The sequence below is a fragment of the Streptomyces sp. NPDC048415 genome, assembly GCF_040651675.1.
In the GTDB taxonomy this organism is placed as follows: domain Bacteria; phylum Actinomycetota; class Actinomycetes; order Streptomycetales; family Streptomycetaceae; genus Streptomyces.
The window spans coordinates 61,486-79,104 of the sequence record NZ_JBEZKJ010000028.1; the positions used below are offsets into that span (position 1 = coordinate 61,486).

Consider the following 17,619-nt stretch of genomic DNA (forward strand, 5'->3'; position numbering starts at 1 on the left):
GGAGTTCAACCAGCTCGCTGCTGCGATTTCAGTCCAGGTGCGTCGATGCGAACATCCGCAGCACGGCCGGGAGTACGACCACCGAAGGGCCGGGGGAAGCGAGGGCCTTGGACAGGTCCTCCTCCAGGGTCTCGGGGGTCGTGCGGACGCCGGGGACGCCGAAGGACTCCGCCAGGGCCACGTAGTCGGGGCGGGTCAGCTCCGTCGCCGTGGGCTCGCCGAAGGCGTCGGTCATGTACTCGCGGAGGATGCCGTAGCCGCCGTCGTCGACGATGAGCCAGGTGACGTTGAGGTCGTATTGCCTGGCCGTGGCCAGTTCGGCGATGGAGTAGAGGGCGCCGCCGTCGCCGGAGACCGCGAGGACGGGATGGTCGGGGTCGGCCGCCGCCGCGCCGAGTGCCGCCGGGAAGCCGTAGCCGAGACCGCCCGCGCCCTGGGCGGAGTGCATGGTGTTCGCGCCGCGCGGGTCGAAGGCCGACCAGGCCCAGTAGGCGAGGATCGTCATGTCCCAGAAGGACGGGGCGGAGGACGGGAGCGCTCGGCGGACCGACGCCAACACATCCTGCTCCAGGGTGAGTTCCTGAGCCGCGATGCGGTCGGAGACTCGCGACAGCAGCGCTCGTACGCGCTCCGGAGCCGTCGGGTCGGTGCGCTCCTCCACCGTCTCCAGCAGCGCCTGCAGCGCGAGGCGGGCGTCCGCGTGGATGCCCAGCGCCGGGTGGTTGGACTCCAGTTTGCCGAGGTCGGCCTCGATCTGGATGACCCGGCCGCGCGGCTTGAACGTGTGGTAGTTGGAGGAGAGTTCACCGAGGCCCGAGCCCACCACCAGCAGGACGTCCGCGTCCTCCAGGAAGTCGGTCGTGTGGCGGTCCTCCAGCCAGGACTGGAGGGAGAGCGGGTGTTCCCAGGGGAAGGCGCCCTTGCCGCCGAAGGTGGTGACCACGGGCGCGGACAGCCGTTCGGCGAGCTGCCGCAGCTTGCCGGACGCGTCCGCTCGTACGACACCACCGCCCGCGATGATCGCCGGGCGCTGCGCGGAAGACAGCAAGTGAGCCGCCACCGCGGTGAGTTCGGGGCGCGGGACCACGTCCTGCGGTGTCGCGTCCATCGCCGTCACCACCGGCAGCCGCGTCTCGGCCAACAGCACGTCCTGCGGGATCTCCACCCACACCGGGCCGTGCGGAGCCGTCAGCGCCGACTCCCAGGCCGCCGCGATGGCGGAGGGGATCTGGGAGTGGCTGCGGACCGTGTGGACCGACTTCACCACTCCCCTGAACGACGCCTGCTGGTCGGGGAGTTCGTGCAGATAGCCGTGGCGTCCGCCGCCCAGCCCGGGGCTGGGGACCTGGCTGCTGATCGCGAGGACGGGGGCGGAGGCCGCCGCCGCCTCCTGGAGCGCGGCGAGTGAAGTCAGCGCACCCGGCCCCGTCGACAGCAGCAGCGGCGCCGCCTCACCGGTGATACGGCCGTACGCGTCCGCCGCGAACCCCGCGTTGTTCTCGACGCGCAGTCCGACGTACCGCAGGCAGGAGCGGCGCAGCGCGTCGAACATGCCCAGCGCATGCTGGCCCGGCAGGCCGAAGACGGTCGTCGCGCCGAGACCGGCGAGGGTCTCCACGACCAGGTCTCCGCCGTTGCGGCCGGGGGGCGGGTTGAGCGCGGCCTCCGTCTGCGCCACCGACGGACGGAGAACCAGGTCGTGGTCGTGGGTCACTTCGCGCGAGCCTCAGCAATCTGACGGGACATGATCGTGGTCAGTTCGTACGCCGTGTGAGACGCGGCGACGGCCGTGATCTCGGCGTGGTCGTACGCGGGCGCCACCTCGACGACGTCGGCCGAGACCAGGTTGCAGGACGCCAGCCCGCGCAGGATCTCCAGGAGTTCGCGGGAGGTCATGCCGCCCGCCTCGGGGGTGCCGGTGCCGGGCGCGTGCGCCGGGTCGAGGCAGTCGATGTCGATGGAGATGTACAGCGGGCGGTCGCCGATGCGCTGGCGCAGCTGGTCGGCGACCTCGTCGGCGCCGCGGCGGTAGATGTCCGCCGAGGTGACGATGCCGAAGCCCATCTTCTCGTCGTCGGTGAGGTCCTGCTTGCCGTACAGCGGGCCGCGGGTGCCGACGTGGGAGAGGGCGGAGGTGTCGAGGATGCCCTCCTCGACGGCGCGGCGGAACGGGGTGCCGTGCGTGTACTCGGCGCCGAAATACGTGTCCCAGGTGTCGAGGTGCGCGTCGAAGTGGAGCAGCGCGACCGGGCCGTGCTTCTTGGCGACGGAGCGCAGGAGCGGGAGGGCGATGGTGTGGTCGCCGCCCAGCGTCATCAGGCGGGCACCCGTGCCGAGGAGCTCGTCGGCGGCGGCCTCCACCGTCTCCACGGCCTCGTTGATGTTGAACGGGTTCGCCGCGATGTCACCGGCGTCCGCGACCTGCGCGAGGGCGAAGGGGGAGGCGTCCTGCGCCGGGTTGTAGGGGCGCAGCAGCCGGGACGCCTCGCGGATCGCGTTGCCGCCGAAGCGGGCGCCCGGCCGGTACGAGACGCCGGAGTCGAACGGCACACCGACCACGGCGACATCGGCGGTGCCGACCTCGTCGAGGCGCGGCAGCCGGGCGAAGGTGGCGGGGCCCGCGTACCGCGGGATACGGGAGGAGTCGACGGGCCCGCGGGGCGTCTCGTTGCTGCTCATGATGGATTGCCTTCTTTCCTACGCTCCGTCGCGTATGTACGACTGAGTCGCGTATGTACGACTGATACGACTCTACTGGGGAGCCGGGACCGGCTCGGACAAGGGTTCGGGGGCACGGCCCGCGAGGCGCTCGCGCCAGGCGGCCAGTACGACGGCGTCGGTCGCGGGCGTGGCCAGGGAGACGGCCACGTAGACGACCAGCGAGGCGAGCAGCCCGTAGTAGACGGGCTCGTTGGCGAGGATGCCGTACGTGGCCATCAGGCCGATCACCGCGAGGCCGCCGACGACGACGGAGGCGAGCGCCCCGTGCGCCGTGCCGCGCTTCCACAGCAGTCCGCCGAGGATCGGCACGAGCAGTCCGCCGACGAGCAGGTTGTAGGCGACGGTCAGCGCCTCGACGACGTTGTTGAGCGCGATCGCGGTACAGATCACCGCGACGCCCATGATCAGGATGAAGGCACGGTTGCCCTTGACCTCGTCATGCTCCTCGCCGTCCCGCCGTACGGCCCCGCGCAGCTTCGACCAGATGTCGTTGTTGGCGACGGTGGCGCAGGCGATGAGGGCGCCGGAGGACGTGGACATCACGGCCGCGAGGGCGGCGGCGAGCACCAACCCCCGTACACCGACCGGGAGTTCGTCCTTGACGATGGTCGCGAAGGCGGTGTCGGCGCTGGGCAGCTTCGGGTAGAGGACCTTGGCCGCCGTGCCGATGACGGCGCCGGCGAGGGCGTACACCAGGCAGTACGTGCCCGCGACCGTGCCGCCCCACTTCGCCGTGGTGTCGCTGCGCGCGGTGAACACGCGCTGCCAGATGTCCTGGCCGATGAGCATGCCGAACGTGTAGATCAGCACATACGTGAAGATCGTCTCGCCGCCGATGCCCAGCGGGTCGAAGTACGCGGTGGGCAGCTTGGCCTTCATCGCGCCGAACCCGCCGGCCTTGACGACGGCGATGGGGAGCAGGAGCAGCAGCACACCGACGGTCTTCACGACGAACTGCACCATGTCGGTGAGCGTGATCGACCACATGCCGCCGAGCGTGGAGTACACGACGACGATCGAGCCGCCGAGGATGATCGCGAGCGTCCGGTTCATGTCGAAGAGGACGTCGAAGATCGTGGCGTACGCGATGGTGGAGGTCACCGCGAGCATGAGGGTGTACGCCCACATGACGACGCCGGAGATGACACCGGCCCGGCCGCCGTAGCGCAGGTCCAGCATCTCGGAGACGGTGTAGACCTTCAGGCGGGCGATGCGGGCGGAGAAGAAGACGCTGAGGGCCAGCAGCCCCAGGCCGATGGTGAAGACCATCCAGGCCCCGGAGAGGCCGTACTGGTAGCCGAGACCGACGCCGCCGATGGTGGACGCGCCGCCGAGGACGATCGCTGCCATGGTGCCGGAGTACATGGCGGGCCCGAGGCGCCGCCCCGCGACCAGGAACTCGCTCTTGGACTTGGCGCGGCGCATGCCCCACCAGCCCATGGCCAGCATGCCGGCCAGATAGACGACGATCACTGTGTAGTCGACGGCCATGTGGGGCCCTCCTTCGCGCACTCTCGGTGGCGTGTCGTGCAACTGGGATGTCCGGTGGCTCATCGCGGGGACATACGCCCGTACCCGCGGCTGCCGGTGGCACTGACCCTAGGTGGCCGGAAAGCGACTCTGAAGTGTACGTTTCATCCACTGTCGCTGAACCGGATGGAGGGAACGTCCACCATGCCGGACACATCCGCCCCGCCTGTCCCACCCACCCCACCGGTACCGCTCGCCGCTCTGCTGGCCCGGGAGGACCTGGGCCTGCGGCAGATCGCGGGCCCCGCCGATCCGGACACGGTGATCCACTGGGCGCACACCTCGGAGATGGCGGACCCGTACCCGTATCTGCTGGGCGGTGAGCTGCTCCTGACGGCCGGGGTCCACATCCCGGAGGCGGCGGGCTCGGGCACCTACTTCGACGACTACGTCTCCCGCATCGTCGCCGCGGGCGGCGCCGCCCTCGGCTTCGGCCTCGCCCCGGTCCACGACACGGTCCCGCGCGCGCTGGTCGCGGCCTGCGACACCTACGGCCTCCCGCTGCTGGAGGTCCCGCCCCAGACCACGTTCTCGGGCGTGGCACGCGCGGTGTGGCAACTCATGGCCCAGGCTCGCCTCGCCGAACTCCGCCGGGTCACCGAGGCCCAGCAGAGCCTGGCGGCGGCCGCCGCCCGCCCGGACCCGGTACCCGCCGTGCTGCGACAACTGGCCCAGCGGGTGGGCGGCTGGGCGGTGCTGTACGGGCCGGACGGAGCGGAACTGGCGGGGGCGGGGCGCGTGCCGGTGGACGCCCCGGGACGCGGCGCACTCACCGCGGGGGCTGGCCGGACGCCGGGCGAGCCGGTGCCGGCCGGGCAGGCGACCCCGGCCGAGCCCCCGGGACGCGGCGCACTCGCCGCAGGGGCTGGCCGGACGCCGGGCGGACCAGTACCAGCCGGGGCCGACGCCCCGGGACGCGGCGCACTCGCCGCCGGGGCTGGCCGGACGCCGGGCGGACCAGTACCAGCCGGGCAGGCGACCCCGGGCGAGCCGGTCCCGGACCGGCAGAGGGCGGGCGGTGCGGTCCCGGCCGGTCCCGGACCGGCCGGCCAGGCGTCCATCGCGCGGTCACTCGCCGAGCTGGCCGGGGTGGTGCGGCCCCGGGAGGGGCAGGGCGCGGTGCCCTCGTCCGCCACGGACACCGTGGGCGGGGTGCGTCTTGCCGCGTACGCCCTCGGGGCCGGGCGGGGCTTCGTACTCGGGGTGGGGGCGCCGCGCCGGGAGGCCGGGGATCACACCATCGCCTCCGTCGCGGCGGTGCTGCTCTCGCTGCTCACCGGCGAACACCAGAGCGGAAGCGGGGCGGCGCGGTCGGCGGCGCTGGTGCGGCTTCTGCTCGGGGCCGCACCGGCGGACGTGGCGCCGCTGCTCGGTGCCGAGCGATGGGTCGTGGTGCACGCGCGCCCCGCCGGAGACGGCCCCGCGCCGGACGCCGTAGCCGCGTCCGCGCTGGGCGCGGCGCTGGGCTCCGCACTGGTCGAGGCGGCGGGCGACGTCGTACGCGTCCTCGTCCCCGGCGACCGCGAGCCCACCGCGCAGGAGGGCTGGACGTGCGGGGTCAGCGCGCCGGTCGGCCCGCACGAGTGGGCGGCGGCCGACACGCAGGCCGCCCGCGCGCTGGCCCGCGCCCGCGCGACCCGTTCCGCGCTGGTGCGTCACGGAGAGCGCCCCGCCCTGGCGGACCTCGTCCCCCCGGCCGACGCCAAGGCCCACTCCCGGGCCCTCCTCGCTCCCATCGCCGCGACCCCCGCCCTCACCGAGACCCTCCGCACCTGGCTTTCGCTGCACGGCAGTTGGGACCGCACGGCGGTGGCCCTCTCCGTCCACCGCAACACGGTCCGCCAACGCATCGCGCGGTGCGCGGTGTTGCTCGAGGCGGACCTCGACGATCCCGACGTACGCATGGAGTTGTGGTTCGCGCTGCGGGAGAGCTGAGCACCGCGCTCCTCGGCCCGGGCCGTTGTCACAGCCGGGTGATATGCAGGCCGCACGAACGAGTGACCCCCGTCCCAGCGCTCGGGACACCCGCCCCCGGAGCGAAACGCACCGGCACAATAGAAGACATGCCGATACCCGGGACTCCCAGCCGCGCCGAGCTCGTCGACCATCTCGTACGGACCCGTATCGCGGGTGATGTCGCCACGCCCCGCGAGAACAACCTCTCCCATTACCGCAAGCTGGCCAACGGCGACCGCAACTTCTGGCTCGGGCTGGAACTCGGTGACCGGTGGACCGACGAGCAGGACGTGCTCGCGGTGATGGCGGAGCGGTGCGGGGTGAGCGACGACCCGGAGCATCGGTACGGGCAGGACACCATCGACCCCGAGCTGACGGTGGACGCCCTGGAGCGGGCGGCGGCGCGGCTGCGCAAGGCGGCGGACGGCGAGCAGCGGGTGCTGTTCGCGACCGGCCACCCCGGCGGGCTGCTCGATGTGCACCGCGCCACGGCCGCGGCCCTGCGCGCCGCCGGCTGCGAGATCGTCGTCATCCCGGAGGGACTGCAGACGGACGAGGGGTATGTCTTCCAGTTCGCGGACGTCGCGGTGCTCGAGCACGGCGCGACGCTGTGGCACACCCACTCGGGCGAGCCGATGCGCGCCATCCTCGGCGGGCTGGAGAGGGAGGGACGGCCGCTGCCCGATCTGGTCGTCGCCGACCACGGCTGGGCGGGCTGCGCCGGGCAACTCGGCATCGACTCCATCGGATACGCCGACTGCAACGACCCCGCGCTCTTCCTCGCCGAGGCCGAGGGCACCCTTCAGGTGACGATCCCGCTGGACGATCACGTCACCAGCCCCCGGCACTACGACCCGATGACCGCCTATCTCCTCTCCGAGGCGGGTCTTGCCTAGAGCCCCGCGATCGACCCGGGGGCGCGCTCGGCGCGGGCCAGCCCCCGGATGACGTTCACCGTCCCGTGGCGCCGGACCGCGAGCCGCGTCAGCAGGTCGACCACCGGCGCGGTCACCCGTTCCGGGAAGTCAGGGGTCGGCAGGTCCACGCTGCAGGCCAAGTCGTCGGCGTGGACGACCATTTCGAGCAGCCGGGTGAGCAGGAAGTCGTCCAGTTCGAGGGACCAGTCGCCCCAGGAGCCCATCCGGATCGGCCGCAGGGCGGGCACCTCGGGCAGCCCGTCTTTCAGCTGCCCGACCGCGTCCCGTACGCGCGCCACGAGCACCTCGTGCCCGTCCGCCGCCTTGGCCTCGCCGCCCTTGCGGATCCGCACGTTGACCGCGCCGTCGACACCGGCGTCCAGCCAGGTCACCCGGTTCAGGTAGTACTCCCGCAGGGACACCAGCGGCTCCGTGGGCTCCGGCTGCCCGAGCAGCTCCGGCAGGGCGAGTTCCTGCCAGGCGGTGTGCCCGGCGAGGCCTCCGACGGTGAAGTCGCGCAGCGCGCTGGGCTTGTCCCAGGCGGCGGCGACAGCGGGTTGTGCGAGCAGTTCGGCGACGGTCCCGGCGGCTTCCAGGAAGACCTCCCGGATCCGTCCCCCACGCCAGTTCCACGTCTCTTCCGTGACTGTCATGGAGTCATCCAATCCCGGCGCTCGGACCACATCAACCGGATTGGGTCCTTTGGCCGGGATCGCTGCGGACCGGCGGGGGCAGCCTCGCGGGTAACCGTCACCGAGGAACGCGGACCACGCCTTCCTGGATCACCGAAATGGCCAGCCGGCCGTCCTGGGTGTAGATGCGGGCCTGGCCCAGGCCCCGGCCGCCCGACGCGGACGGCGACTCCTGGTCGTACAGCAGCCATTCGTCGGCGCGGAAGGGGCGGTGGAACCACATCGCGTGGTCGAGGGAGGCTCCTACGACATCTCCGGTGACCCAGCCGCCGCGCCCGTGCGCGAGCAGGATGGAGTCGAGGAGCGTCATGTCGGAGACGTACGTGGCGAGGACGACGTGCAGCAGCGGATCGTCCGCGAGCTTGCCGTTGGTGCGGAACCACACCTGGGAGCGCGGCTCGCGGACCTCACCGACCGTGCCGTACGGGGGCGCGTCGACATAGCGCAGGTCGACGGACTCGCGGGCCTCCAGGAGGCGTTCCGCAATGGCCGGGTCGGCGAAGACGTCGGCGTACAGCGGCAGCAGTTCGGCGGCCGTGGGCAGCGTCTCCGGATCCGGCGCGGGCGGCATCGCGGCCTGGTGCTCCATGCCCTCCTCGTACGTCTGGAAGGACGCGGAGAGATGGAAGATCGGCTGCCCGTGCTGGACGGCGACGACCCGGCGGGTGGTGAAGGAGCGGCCGTCGCGGATGCGGTCCACCAAGTACACGATGGGCGCGCCGGGGTCTCCCGCACGCAGGAAGTACGCGTGCAGGGAGTGGGCGTGACGGTCCTCAGGGACCGTGCGCCCCGCGGCGACCAGTGCCTGCGCCGCCACCTGTCCGCCGAAGACTCGGGGGACGACGGCGGAGCGGGACTGGCCGCGGAAGATGTCCTGCTCGATCCGCTCGAGGTCGAGAAGATCGAGCAGGGACTCAAGTGCCTGACTCATACGTCAGTTGTATCGTGAACTTTTTTCGCGGACCTTACAGGCCCATGTCCTTGGCGATGATCGACTTCATGATCTCGCTGGTGCCGCCGTAGATGCGGTTGACGCGGTTGTCCGCGTACAGGCGGGCGATCGGGTACTCGTTCATGAAGCCGTAGCCGCCGTGCAGCTGGAGGCAGCGGTCGATGACGCGGTGCGCGACCTCGGTGCAGAACAGCTTGGCGCTCGCGGCCTCGGCCGGGGACAGCTCGCCGGCGTCGAGGGCCTCCAGGGCGCGGTCGGCCACGGCCTGCGCGGCGTCCACCTCGGCCTGGCAGGCGGCCAGCTCGAACTTTGTGTTCTGGAAGTGCGAGACCGGCTTGCCGAAGACGGTGCGCTCCTGCACGTACTCCTTGGCGAACCGGACGGCGGCGGCGGCCTGCGCGTAGGCGCCGAAGGCGATGCCCCAGCGCTCGGAGGGCAGGTTGCCGCCGAGGTAATAGAAGCCCTTGTTCTCCTCGCCGAGCAGGTCCTCGACCGGCACCTTCACGTCGACGAACGCCAGCTCGGCGGTGTCGGAGGTCTTCAGGCCGAGCTTGTCGAGCTTGCGGCCGACGGAGTAGCCCTCGGCCTTGGTGTCGACGGCGAAGAGGGATATGCCGAAGCGGCGGTCCTCGGCGGTCGGGGCGGAGGTGCGGGCGCAGACGATCACGCGGTCGGCGTGGACGCCACCGGTGATGAAGGTCTTGGCGCCGTTGAGGACGTAGTGCGTGCCGTCCTCGGAGAGCTTCGCGGTGGTCTTCATGCCCGCGAGGTCGGAGCCGGTGCCCGGCTCGGTCATCGCGAGGGCCCACATCTCCTCGCCGGAGACGAACTTCGGCAGGAACCGCTTCTTCTGCTCGTCGGTGGCGAGCGCCTTGATGTAGGGCAGACCGAGCAGCACGTGCACACCGGAGCCGCCGAAGGAGACACCCGCGCGGGCGGTCTCCTCGTACATCACGGCCTCGAACTTGTACGAGTCGATGCCGGCGCCGCCGAACTCCTCGTCCACGCGGATGCCGAAGACGCCCAGCTCGGCGAGCTTGTAGTAGAAGTCGCGCGGCGCCTGGCCGGCTGCGAACCACTCGTCGTAGACGGGCACGACCTCGGCCTCGATGAAGGCCCGGAGGGTCTTCCGGAACGCCTCGTGGTCCTCGTTGAACACAGTACGGCGCACCGCCGCCACCTCCACTGGGGTTTCTATCTAAGCGCTTGCTCAGACCTCAGGTTACCCGCCGGTCACGACGGTCGTCCAGAGCAACTACCCCATGACGCTCATCACGCCCCGGCGGCCTGGAAGGCACCCCGCGCCATCCGGTGCAGCAGTGCGGCGGTGCCCGCGCGCCCCGGCAGCGCGCCCGGGCGCCCCAGGTGCGGCGTGGAGTTCAGCAGTCCGAAGACCGAGTGCACGGCGGACCGGGCGGTGGGCTCGGTCAGCCCCGGATACACCTCGCGCACGACCTCCACCCACAGCTCGACGTACTGGCGCTGGAGCTGGCGTACGAGCTTGCGGTCGCTGTCCCGGAGGCGGTCGAGCTCACGGTCGTGCAGGGTGATCAGGGGGCGGTCGTCGAGCGCGAAGTCGATGTGCCCCTCGATGAGCGAGTCGAGGATCGCCTCCGCGTCGCCGTCGGCCTCCGCCACACGGCGCTTGCCCCCCGTGAGCAGCTGACCGCTGATCCCCACCAGCAGCTCGGCGAGCATCGCGTCCTTGCCGGCGAAGTGCCGGTACAAGCCCGGGCCGCTGATGCCGACGGCCGCTCCTATCTCGTCCACTCCGACGCCGTGGAAGCCGCGCTCGGCGAAGAGCCGGGCAGCCTCCTTGAGGATCTGCTCGCGGCGGGTGGGGGTGTCGGTTCTCGTGGCCATGAAAGTAATTCTAGACAGGGAGGTTAGCGCTCGTTAACCTGAAGGAAATGCGTTAACGCTCATTAACTGGTGGACCACTGGTGAGGGGACCGCGGGATGCACGAGGCACCGGAGCTGACGAGCGCGGCAGACCCCGCGTCGGAGGCCTGGCGGGCCAACGAGGCGGCGCACCGCGCGCTCGGCGAGGAGCTGCGCGGGAAGCTCGCCGCGGCGCGTCTGGGCGGCGGTGAGCGGGCCCGCGCCCGCCACACCGCGCGCGGGAAGCTGCTCCCGCGCGACCGCGTGGACACCCTTCTCGACCCCGGCTCGCCCTTCCTGGAGCTGGCTCCCCTGGCCGCCGACGGGATGTACGACGGACAGGCCCCGGCCGCGGGTGTCATCGCCGGGATCGGCAGGGTCAGCGGACGCGAGTGCGTGATCGTCGCCAATGACGCCACCGTCAAGGGCGGCACGTACTACCCGATGACGGTGAAGAAGCATCTGCGCGCCCAGGAGGTGGCGCTCGAAAACCGCCTCCCCTGTGTGTATCTCGTCGACTCCGGGGGCGCCTTCCTGCCCATGCAGGACGAGGTCTTCCCCGACCGCGAGCACTTCGGGCGGATCTTCTACAACCAGGCGCGGATGTCCGGGGCGGGGATTCCGCAGATCGCGGCCGTCCTCGGGTCGTGCACGGCGGGCGGCGCGTACGTCCCCGCGATGAGCGACGAGGCCGTGATCGTCCGGAACCAGGGCACGATCTTCCTAGGCGGCCCTCCCCTGGTGAAGGCCGCCACCGGCGAGGTCGTCACGGCGGAGGAGCTGGGCGGCGGCGAGGTCCACGCGCGCGTGTCGGGTGTCACCGATCACCTCGCCGAGGACGACGCGCACGCGCTGCGGATCGTACGGAACATCGCGGCCACGCTCCCCGCGCGCGGGCCCCTGCCCTGGTCCGTGGAGTCCTCCGTCGAGCCCAAGGTGGATCCGTACGGGATCTACGGCGCGGTGCCGGTCGACTCCCGCACCCCCTATGACGTACGCGAGGTCATCGCGCGCGTGGTCGACGGTTCGCGTTTCGCCGAGTTCAAGGCGGAGTTCGGGCAGACCCTGGTCACCGGCTTCGCCCGGATCCACGGCCACCCGGTCGGGATCGTCGCCAACAACGGCATCCTGTTCTCCGAATCGGCCCAGAAGGGCGCCCACTTCATCGAGCTGTGCGACCAGCGCGGCATCCCGCTGGTGTTCCTGCAGAACATCTCCGGGTTCATGGTGGGACGCCAGTACGAGGCCGGGGGCATCGCCAAGCACGGCGCCAAGATGGTGACGGCGGTCGCGTGCACACGCGTGCCGAAGCTGACGGTGGTGATCGGCGGCTCGTACGGCGCGGGCAACTACTCGATGTGCGGGCGGGCGTACTCGCCGCGCTTTTTGTGGATGTGGCCCGGCGCCAAGATCTCCGTGATGGGCGGCGAGCAGGCCGCGTCGGTCCTCGCGACCGTCAAGCGGGACCAGTTGGAGGCGCGCGGCGAGTCCTGGCCCGCCGAGGAGGAGGAGTCCTTCAAGGACCCGATCCGGCAGCAGTACGAGCGCCAGGGGAACGCCTATTACGCGACGGCCCGGCTCTGGGACGACGGGGTGATCGACCCGCTGGAGACCCGGCAGGTGCTGGGGCTGGCCCTGACCGCTTGTGCCAACGCGCCGCTGGGCGACCCCCAGTTCGGCGTCTTCCGGATGTGATGAGGGTGCCCGAGATGTTCGAGACAGTCCTTGTGGCCAATCGGGGCGAGATCGCCGTACGGGTCATCCGTACGCTGCGGTCCCTGGGCGTGCGCTCGGTCGCCGTCTTCTCCGACGCGGACGCGGATGCCCGGCATGTGCGCGAGGCGGACACGGCGGTACGGATCGGTCCGGCGCCGGCGGCCGAGAGCTATCTTTCGGTGGAGCGCCTGTTGGAGGCCGCTGCCCGGACCGGCGCCCAGGCCGTGCACCCCGGGTACGGCTTCCTCGCGGAGAACGCCGGCTTCGCGCGCGCCTGCGCCGACGCCGGGCTCGTCTTCGTCGGGCCGCCCGCGGACGCGATCTCCCTCATGGGCGACAAGATCCGCGCCAAGGAAACCGTGCAGGCGGCCGGGGTCCCGGTGGTGCCCGGCTCGTCCGGCAGCGGGCTCACGGACGCGGAGCTGGCCGGCTCCGCGCGCGAGATCGGTATGCCGGTGCTGCTCAAGCCGAGCGCCGGCGGTGGCGGCAAGGGCATGCGCCTGGTGCGGGACGCTTCGATGCTGGCCGACGAGATCGCCGCCGCCCGACGCGAGGCCCGCGCCTCCTTCGGCGACGACACCCTCCTCGTCGAGCGCTGGATCGACCGCCCCCGGCACATCGAGATCCAGGTCCTGGCGGACGGCCACGGCAATGTCGTACACCTGGGCGAGCGCGAGTGCTCCCTCCAGCGCCGCCACCAGAAGATCATCGAGGAGGCGCCGAGTGTGCTCCTCGACGAGCGGACCCGGGCCGCGATGGGTGAAGCGGCCGTCCAGGCGGCCCGGTCCTGCGGGTACCGGGGCGCCGGCACGGTGGAGTTCATCGTCCCCGGCGGCGACCCCTCGTCGTACTACTTCATGGAGATGAACACCCGCCTCCAGGTGGAGCACCCGGTGACCGAGCTGATCACCGGCCTCGACCTGGTGGAATGGCAGCTCCGGGTGGCCGCGGGCGAGCAACTCCCCTACGGCCAGGAAGACATCACGCTCACCGGGCACGCGGTGGAGGCGCGTATCTGCGCCGAGGACCCCGCCCGCGGGTTCCTCCCCTCCGGCGGCACGGTCCTGGCGCTGCACGAGCCCGACGGCCCCGGCGTCCGCACCGACTCCGGGCTGAGCGAGGGCACGGAGGTCGGCAGCCTCTACGACCCGATGCTCTCCAAGGTCATCGCGTACGGCCCCGACCGCCCGACCGCGCTGCGCAAGCTCCGGGCCGCCCTCGCCGGGACGGTCACACTGGGGGTGCAGACGAACGCGGGGTTCCTGCGGCGGCTGCTGGCCCATCCGGCGGTGGTGGCGGGGGAGTTGGACACGGGGCTGGTCGAGCGGGAGGCCGACTTCCTGGTCTCCACCGACGTACCGGAGGAGGTGTACGAGGCGGCGGCTGCGGTGCGCCTGGCGGGGCTCGCCCCGCGAACCGACGGCGACGGCTGGACCGACCCCTTCTCGGTGCCCACCGGATGGCGGCTGGGCGGCGAGCCGGCACCTCTCGGTTTCCCCCTGCGAGTGCCGGGACTCGAACCCGTCACTCACCACCCTCGGGGCACCCACACGGTCACCGAGGACAAGGTCTCCGTCACGCTCGACGGCGTGCGCCACACCTTCCACCGGGCCGGCGACTGGATCGGCCGCGACGGCGACGCCTGGCACGTGCGCGACCACGACCCCGTGGCCGCGTCCCTCACCGGGGCCGCGCACTCCGGGGCCGACTCGCTGACCGCGCCCATGCCCGGCACGGTGACCGTCGTGAAGGTCGCCGTGGGCGATGAAGTGGCCGTCGGACAGAGCCTGTTGGTGGTGGAGGCGATGAAGATGGAGCACGTCATCTCCGCGCCGCACGCCGGGACCGTCAGCGAGCTGGACGTCACCCCGGGCACGACGGTCGCCATGGACCAGGTGCTGGCCGTCATCGCGCCGCACGAGGAGGCGGAATGACCGTTCAGCAACTGCCCATGGCCGTGCCCGCCCAGGGTCTCCCCGCGCGGGTGCGGATCCACGAGGTCGGCGCGCGCGACGGACTGCAGAACGAGAAGGCGACCGTCCCGACGGAGGTCAAGGCGGAGTTCGTCCGGCGCCTCGCCGACGCGGGCCTGACCACCATCGAGGCCACCAGCTTCGTCCACCCGAAGTGGGTGCCCCAACTGGCGGACGCGGAGCAGCTCTTCCCGCTCCTGCGGGACATCCCGGGCGTCCACCTCCCCGTCCTCGTACCGAACGAGCGAGGACTCGACCGCGCCCTCGCCCTCGGCGCCCGGCGCATCGCCGTCTTCGCCAGCGCGACGGAGTCCTTCGCGAAGGCCAACCTCAACAGGAGCGTCGACGAGGCGCTCGCCATGTTCGAGCCGGTGGTGGCCCGAGCCAAAGCCGACAAGGTGCACGTCCGCGGCTACCTGTCCATGTGCTTCGGCGACCCCTGGGAGGGCGCCGTCCCCATCCACCAGGTCGTCCGCGTCTGCAAGTCCCTGAGGGACATGGGCTGCGACGAACTGAGCCTCGGCGACACGATCGGCGTGGCGACGCCGGGCCATGTCCTCGAACTCCTCGCCGCGCTGAACGAGGACGGCGTGCCGACGAACGCCCTCGGCGTGCACTTCCACGACACCTACGGCCAGGCGCTCGCCAACACCCTGGCCGCGCTCCAGCACGGAGTCACCACCGTCGACGCCTCCGCGGGCGGCCTCGGCGGCTGCCCTTACGCGAAGTCCGCGACCGGCAACCTCGCCACCGAAGATCTCGTATGGATGCTCCAGGGCCTCGGTATCGACACCGGGGTAGACCTCGGCCGCCTCACCGCCACCAGCGTGTGGATGGCCGGACAACTGGGCCGACCCAGCCCGTCCCGCACCGTCAAAGCACTCGGTAAAACGACACAGTCCCACCAGGAGTGATCCCCATGTCCCTGGACCACCGCCTCTCCCCCGAACTCGAAGAACTCCGCCGTACGGTCGAGGAGTTCGCGCACGATGTCGTGGCGCCGAAGATCGGCGACTTCTACGAGCGGCACGAGTTCCCGTACGAGATCGTGCGCGAGATGGGCCGCATGGGCCTGTTCGGGCTGCCGTTCCCCGAGGAGTACGGCGGCATGGGCGGCGACTATCTCGCCCTCGGCATCGCCCTTGAGGAGCTGGCCCGGGTCGACTCGTCCGTGGCCATCACCCTGGAGGCGGGCGTCTCCCTGGGCGCCATGCCGATCCACCTCTTCGGCACCGAGGCGCAGAAGGCCGAGTGGCTGCCCCGCCTGTGTTCCGGCGAGATCCTCGGCGCGTTCGGGCTGACCGAGCCGGACGGCGGCTCGGACGCGGGCGCGACCCGTACGACGGCGCGGCTCGACCCCGAGACGAACGAGTGGGTGATCAACGGCACGAAGTGCTTCATCACCAACTCGGGCACGGACATCACGGGGTTGGTGACGGTCACCGCGGTCACGGGTCGCACCCCGGAGGGCAAGCCCCTCATCTCCGCGATCATCGTCCCGTCCGGCACCCCCGGCTTCACGGTCGCCGCGCCCTACTCGAAGGTCGGCTGGAACGCCTCGGACACCCGTGAGCTGTCCTTCTCCGACGTACGCGTACCGGCGGCGAACCTGCTCGGCGAGAAGGGCCGCGGTTACGCGCAGTTCCTCCGCATCCTGGACGAGGGCCGTATCGCCATCGCCGCGCTGGCCACGGGTCTGGCGCAGGGCTGCGTGGACGAATCCGTCAAGTACGCCAAGGAGCGGCACGCGTTCGGGCGTCCGATCGGCGCGAACCAGGCGATCCAGTTCAAGATCGCGGACATGGAGATGAAGGCCCACACGGCCCGCCTCGCCTGGCGCGACGCCGCCTCCCGCCTGGTCTCCGGCGAACCCTTCAAGAAGGAGGCCGCCCTCGCCAAGCTGTACTCCTCCACCATCGCCGTCGACAACGCCCGCGACGCCACCCAGGTGCACGGCGGCTACGGCTTCATGAACGAGTACCCGGTGGCCCGTATGTGGCGCGACTCCAAGATCCTGGAGATCGGCGAGGGCACCAGCGAGGTTCAGCGGATGCTGATCGCACGGGAGTTGGGGCTCGTCGGCTGACCCGCCGTACCGGCGGCGGCACGGGCCGCCCACCGGCTCGGGCGAGCGGCGCCCGCCCCCTGGACAAGTACTGAGGTTAGGCTAACCTACCTTCGAACTTGTCCGGCGGGCGCTCCGCCCCGTGCCGAAAGCAGCCACACTCATGCCCAACACCCGTGCCACCCACCTCACCCGTCGCGGCATCCTCGCCGCGGGCGGCGCCCTCGGCCTCGGTGCCGTCCTCGCCGCCTGCGGTGACGACAACGACGCGAAAAGCGGTGGCTCGGGCTCGACGAAGGCCGCCGAGAAGTCCGGCCCCTGGACGTTCAAGGACGACCGCGGCACGACGGTGAAGCTGGACAAGGCTCCGGCGAACATCGTCGCCTTCACCGGTGTCGCCGCCGCGCTGTACGACTACGGCATCGAGGTCAAGGGCGTCTTCGGCCCCACGAAGACCAAGGACGGCAAGGCCGATGTCCAGGCCGGCGACATGGACATCAGCAAGGTGACGATCCTCGGCAACGAGTGGGGCCAGTTCAACATCGAGAAGTACGCGGGCCTCGCGCCCGACGTCCTGGTCTCGACGATGTTCGACGACGCGGGCACCCTCTGGTACGTCCCCGAGGAGTCCAAGGACAAGATCCTCAAGCTGGCCCCGAGCGTCGGCATCTCCGTGTACGACGTCCAGCTGCCGAAGCCTCTGGAGCGGATGCTCGCGCTCGCCGAGTCGCTCGGCGCCGATGTGAAGTCCGCGAAGATCACCGAGGCGAAGAAGAAGTTCGAGACGGCCGCCGAGCGCCTGCGCAAGGCCGCGAAGGCGCGTCCCGAGATCAAGGTCCTCGCCGGTTCCGCGAGCCAGGACATCTTCTACGTCTCCGGTTCGAACCTCTCCGTCGACCTGGAGTACTTCAGGGCGCTCGGCGTGAACCTCGTCGAGCCCTCCGCCAAGGCCCTCAAGGCCAGCGGCGGCTGGTTCGAGAACCTGAGCTGGGAGAACGTCGACAAGTACCCGGCGGACGTCATCGTCATGGACGACCGCTCCTCGACCATCCAGCCGGCCGACATCACCGAGGCCACCTGGAAGAAGCTGCCCGCCGTCAAGGCCGGCCAGGTCATCGCGCGCACTCCCGAGCCGATCCTGTCGTACGACAAGTGCACCCCGATCCTCGACAACCTCGCCGAAGCCATCGAGAACGCGAAGAAGGTCAGCTGACCC

14 protein-coding genes are annotated in these 17,619 nt (G+C 71.2%); 7 read left to right on the top strand and 7 right to left on the bottom strand.

Going from position 1 to position 17,619, the window contains the following annotated elements:
• Positions 1 to 28 precede the first annotated feature (28 nt).
• The 3 genes from AB0D27_RS20195 to AB0D27_RS20205 form a co-directional block, all read right to left on the bottom strand.
• Positions 29 to 1,714: a thiamine pyrophosphate-binding protein gene (locus AB0D27_RS20195; RefSeq protein ID WP_362510289.1), complete on the bottom strand. Its 1,686-nt coding sequence runs from the start codon at positions 1,712 to 1,714 to the stop codon at positions 29 to 31.
• On the bottom strand, positions 1,711 to 2,679 hold the full coding sequence (speB, locus tag AB0D27_RS20200) for an agmatinase (RefSeq protein ID WP_362510292.1): 969 nt from the start codon (positions 2,677 to 2,679) through the stop codon (positions 1,711 to 1,713). The genes AB0D27_RS20195 and speB overlap by 4 nt, the downstream gene beginning before the upstream one ends.
• Positions 2,680 to 2,751: 72 nt before the next feature.
• Positions 2,752 to 4,212, bottom strand: a complete 1,461-nt coding sequence (locus AB0D27_RS20205; RefSeq protein ID WP_362510295.1) for a sodium:solute symporter — start codon at positions 4,210 to 4,212, stop codon at positions 2,752 to 2,754.
• Between the two features lie 183 nt (positions 4,213 to 4,395).
• Here AB0D27_RS20205 and AB0D27_RS20210 point away from each other — a divergent pair, with 183 nt between their 5' ends.
• Entirely contained in the window at positions 4,396 to 6,186 is a 1,791-nt protein-coding gene (locus tag AB0D27_RS20210) for a PucR family transcriptional regulator ligand-binding domain-containing protein (protein WP_362510298.1), read from the top strand.
• A 128-nt stretch (positions 6,187 to 6,314) separates the two neighbouring features.
• The gene (locus AB0D27_RS20215) at positions 6,315 to 7,103 is read left to right on the top strand and encodes a phosphatase (protein ID WP_362510301.1); all 789 of its coding nucleotides are present in this window, start codon (positions 6,315 to 6,317) and stop codon (positions 7,101 to 7,103) included.
• Here AB0D27_RS20215 and AB0D27_RS20220 read toward each other — a convergent pair.
• The 4 genes from AB0D27_RS20220 to AB0D27_RS20235 all read right to left on the bottom strand — a co-directional run bounded on the left by AB0D27_RS20220 (position 7,100) and on the right by AB0D27_RS20235 (position 10,631).
• Positions 7,100 to 7,777 carry a maleylpyruvate isomerase N-terminal domain-containing protein gene (locus AB0D27_RS20220; RefSeq protein ID WP_362510304.1) on the bottom strand — a complete coding sequence of 226 codons (678 nt, stop codon included), beginning with the start codon at positions 7,775 to 7,777 and terminating at the stop codon, positions 7,100 to 7,102. The two genes, AB0D27_RS20215 and AB0D27_RS20220, sit on opposite strands and share 4 nt — an antisense overlap.
• Positions 7,778 to 7,874: 97 nt before the next feature.
• Positions 7,875 to 8,747, bottom strand: a complete 873-nt coding sequence (gene tesB, locus AB0D27_RS20225; RefSeq protein WP_362510307.1) for an acyl-CoA thioesterase II — start codon at positions 8,745 to 8,747, stop codon at positions 7,875 to 7,877.
• A gap of 34 nt (positions 8,748 to 8,781) precedes the next feature.
• Positions 8,782 to 9,939 carry an acyl-CoA dehydrogenase family protein gene (locus tag AB0D27_RS20230; protein ID WP_362510310.1) on the bottom strand — a complete coding sequence of 386 codons (1,158 nt, stop codon included), beginning with the start codon at positions 9,937 to 9,939 and terminating at the stop codon, positions 8,782 to 8,784.
• 101 nt (positions 9,940 to 10,040) lie between these two features.
• Positions 10,041 to 10,631, bottom strand: a complete 591-nt coding sequence (locus tag AB0D27_RS20235) for a TetR/AcrR family transcriptional regulator (RefSeq protein WP_362510311.1) — start codon at positions 10,629 to 10,631, stop codon at positions 10,041 to 10,043.
• A 96-nt stretch (positions 10,632 to 10,727) separates the two neighbouring features.
• Between AB0D27_RS20235 and AB0D27_RS20240 the strand changes: the two genes are divergently transcribed.
• From AB0D27_RS20240 to AB0D27_RS20260, 5 genes are all read left to right on the top strand, one after another.
• Positions 10,728 to 12,344, top strand: a complete 1,617-nt coding sequence (locus tag AB0D27_RS20240; RefSeq protein WP_362510314.1) for a carboxyl transferase domain-containing protein — start codon at positions 10,728 to 10,730, stop codon at positions 12,342 to 12,344.
• A gap of 14 nt (positions 12,345 to 12,358) precedes the next feature.
• Entirely contained in the window at positions 12,359 to 14,299 is a 1,941-nt protein-coding gene (locus AB0D27_RS20245) for an acetyl/propionyl/methylcrotonyl-CoA carboxylase subunit alpha (RefSeq protein WP_362510316.1), read from the top strand.
• Positions 14,296 to 15,252 (top strand): hydroxymethylglutaryl-CoA lyase, encoded by a 957-nt coding sequence (locus tag AB0D27_RS20250; protein ID WP_362510319.1) that lies wholly within the window; start codon positions 14,296 to 14,298, stop codon positions 15,250 to 15,252. Before AB0D27_RS20245 ends, AB0D27_RS20250 begins: the two co-directional genes overlap by 4 nt.
• Positions 15,253 to 15,263: 11 nt before the next feature.
• Complete coding sequence (locus AB0D27_RS20255; protein WP_362510373.1) at positions 15,264 to 16,424, top strand: acyl-CoA dehydrogenase family protein; 1,161 nt, start codon at positions 15,264 to 15,266, stop codon at positions 16,422 to 16,424.
• A 142-nt stretch (positions 16,425 to 16,566) separates the two neighbouring features.
• Positions 16,567 to 17,616 carry an ABC transporter substrate-binding protein gene (locus AB0D27_RS20260; protein WP_362510321.1) on the top strand — a complete coding sequence of 350 codons (1,050 nt, stop codon included), beginning with the start codon at positions 16,567 to 16,569 and terminating at the stop codon, positions 17,614 to 17,616.
• The last annotated feature ends 3 nt before the right edge of the window (positions 17,617 to 17,619 follow it).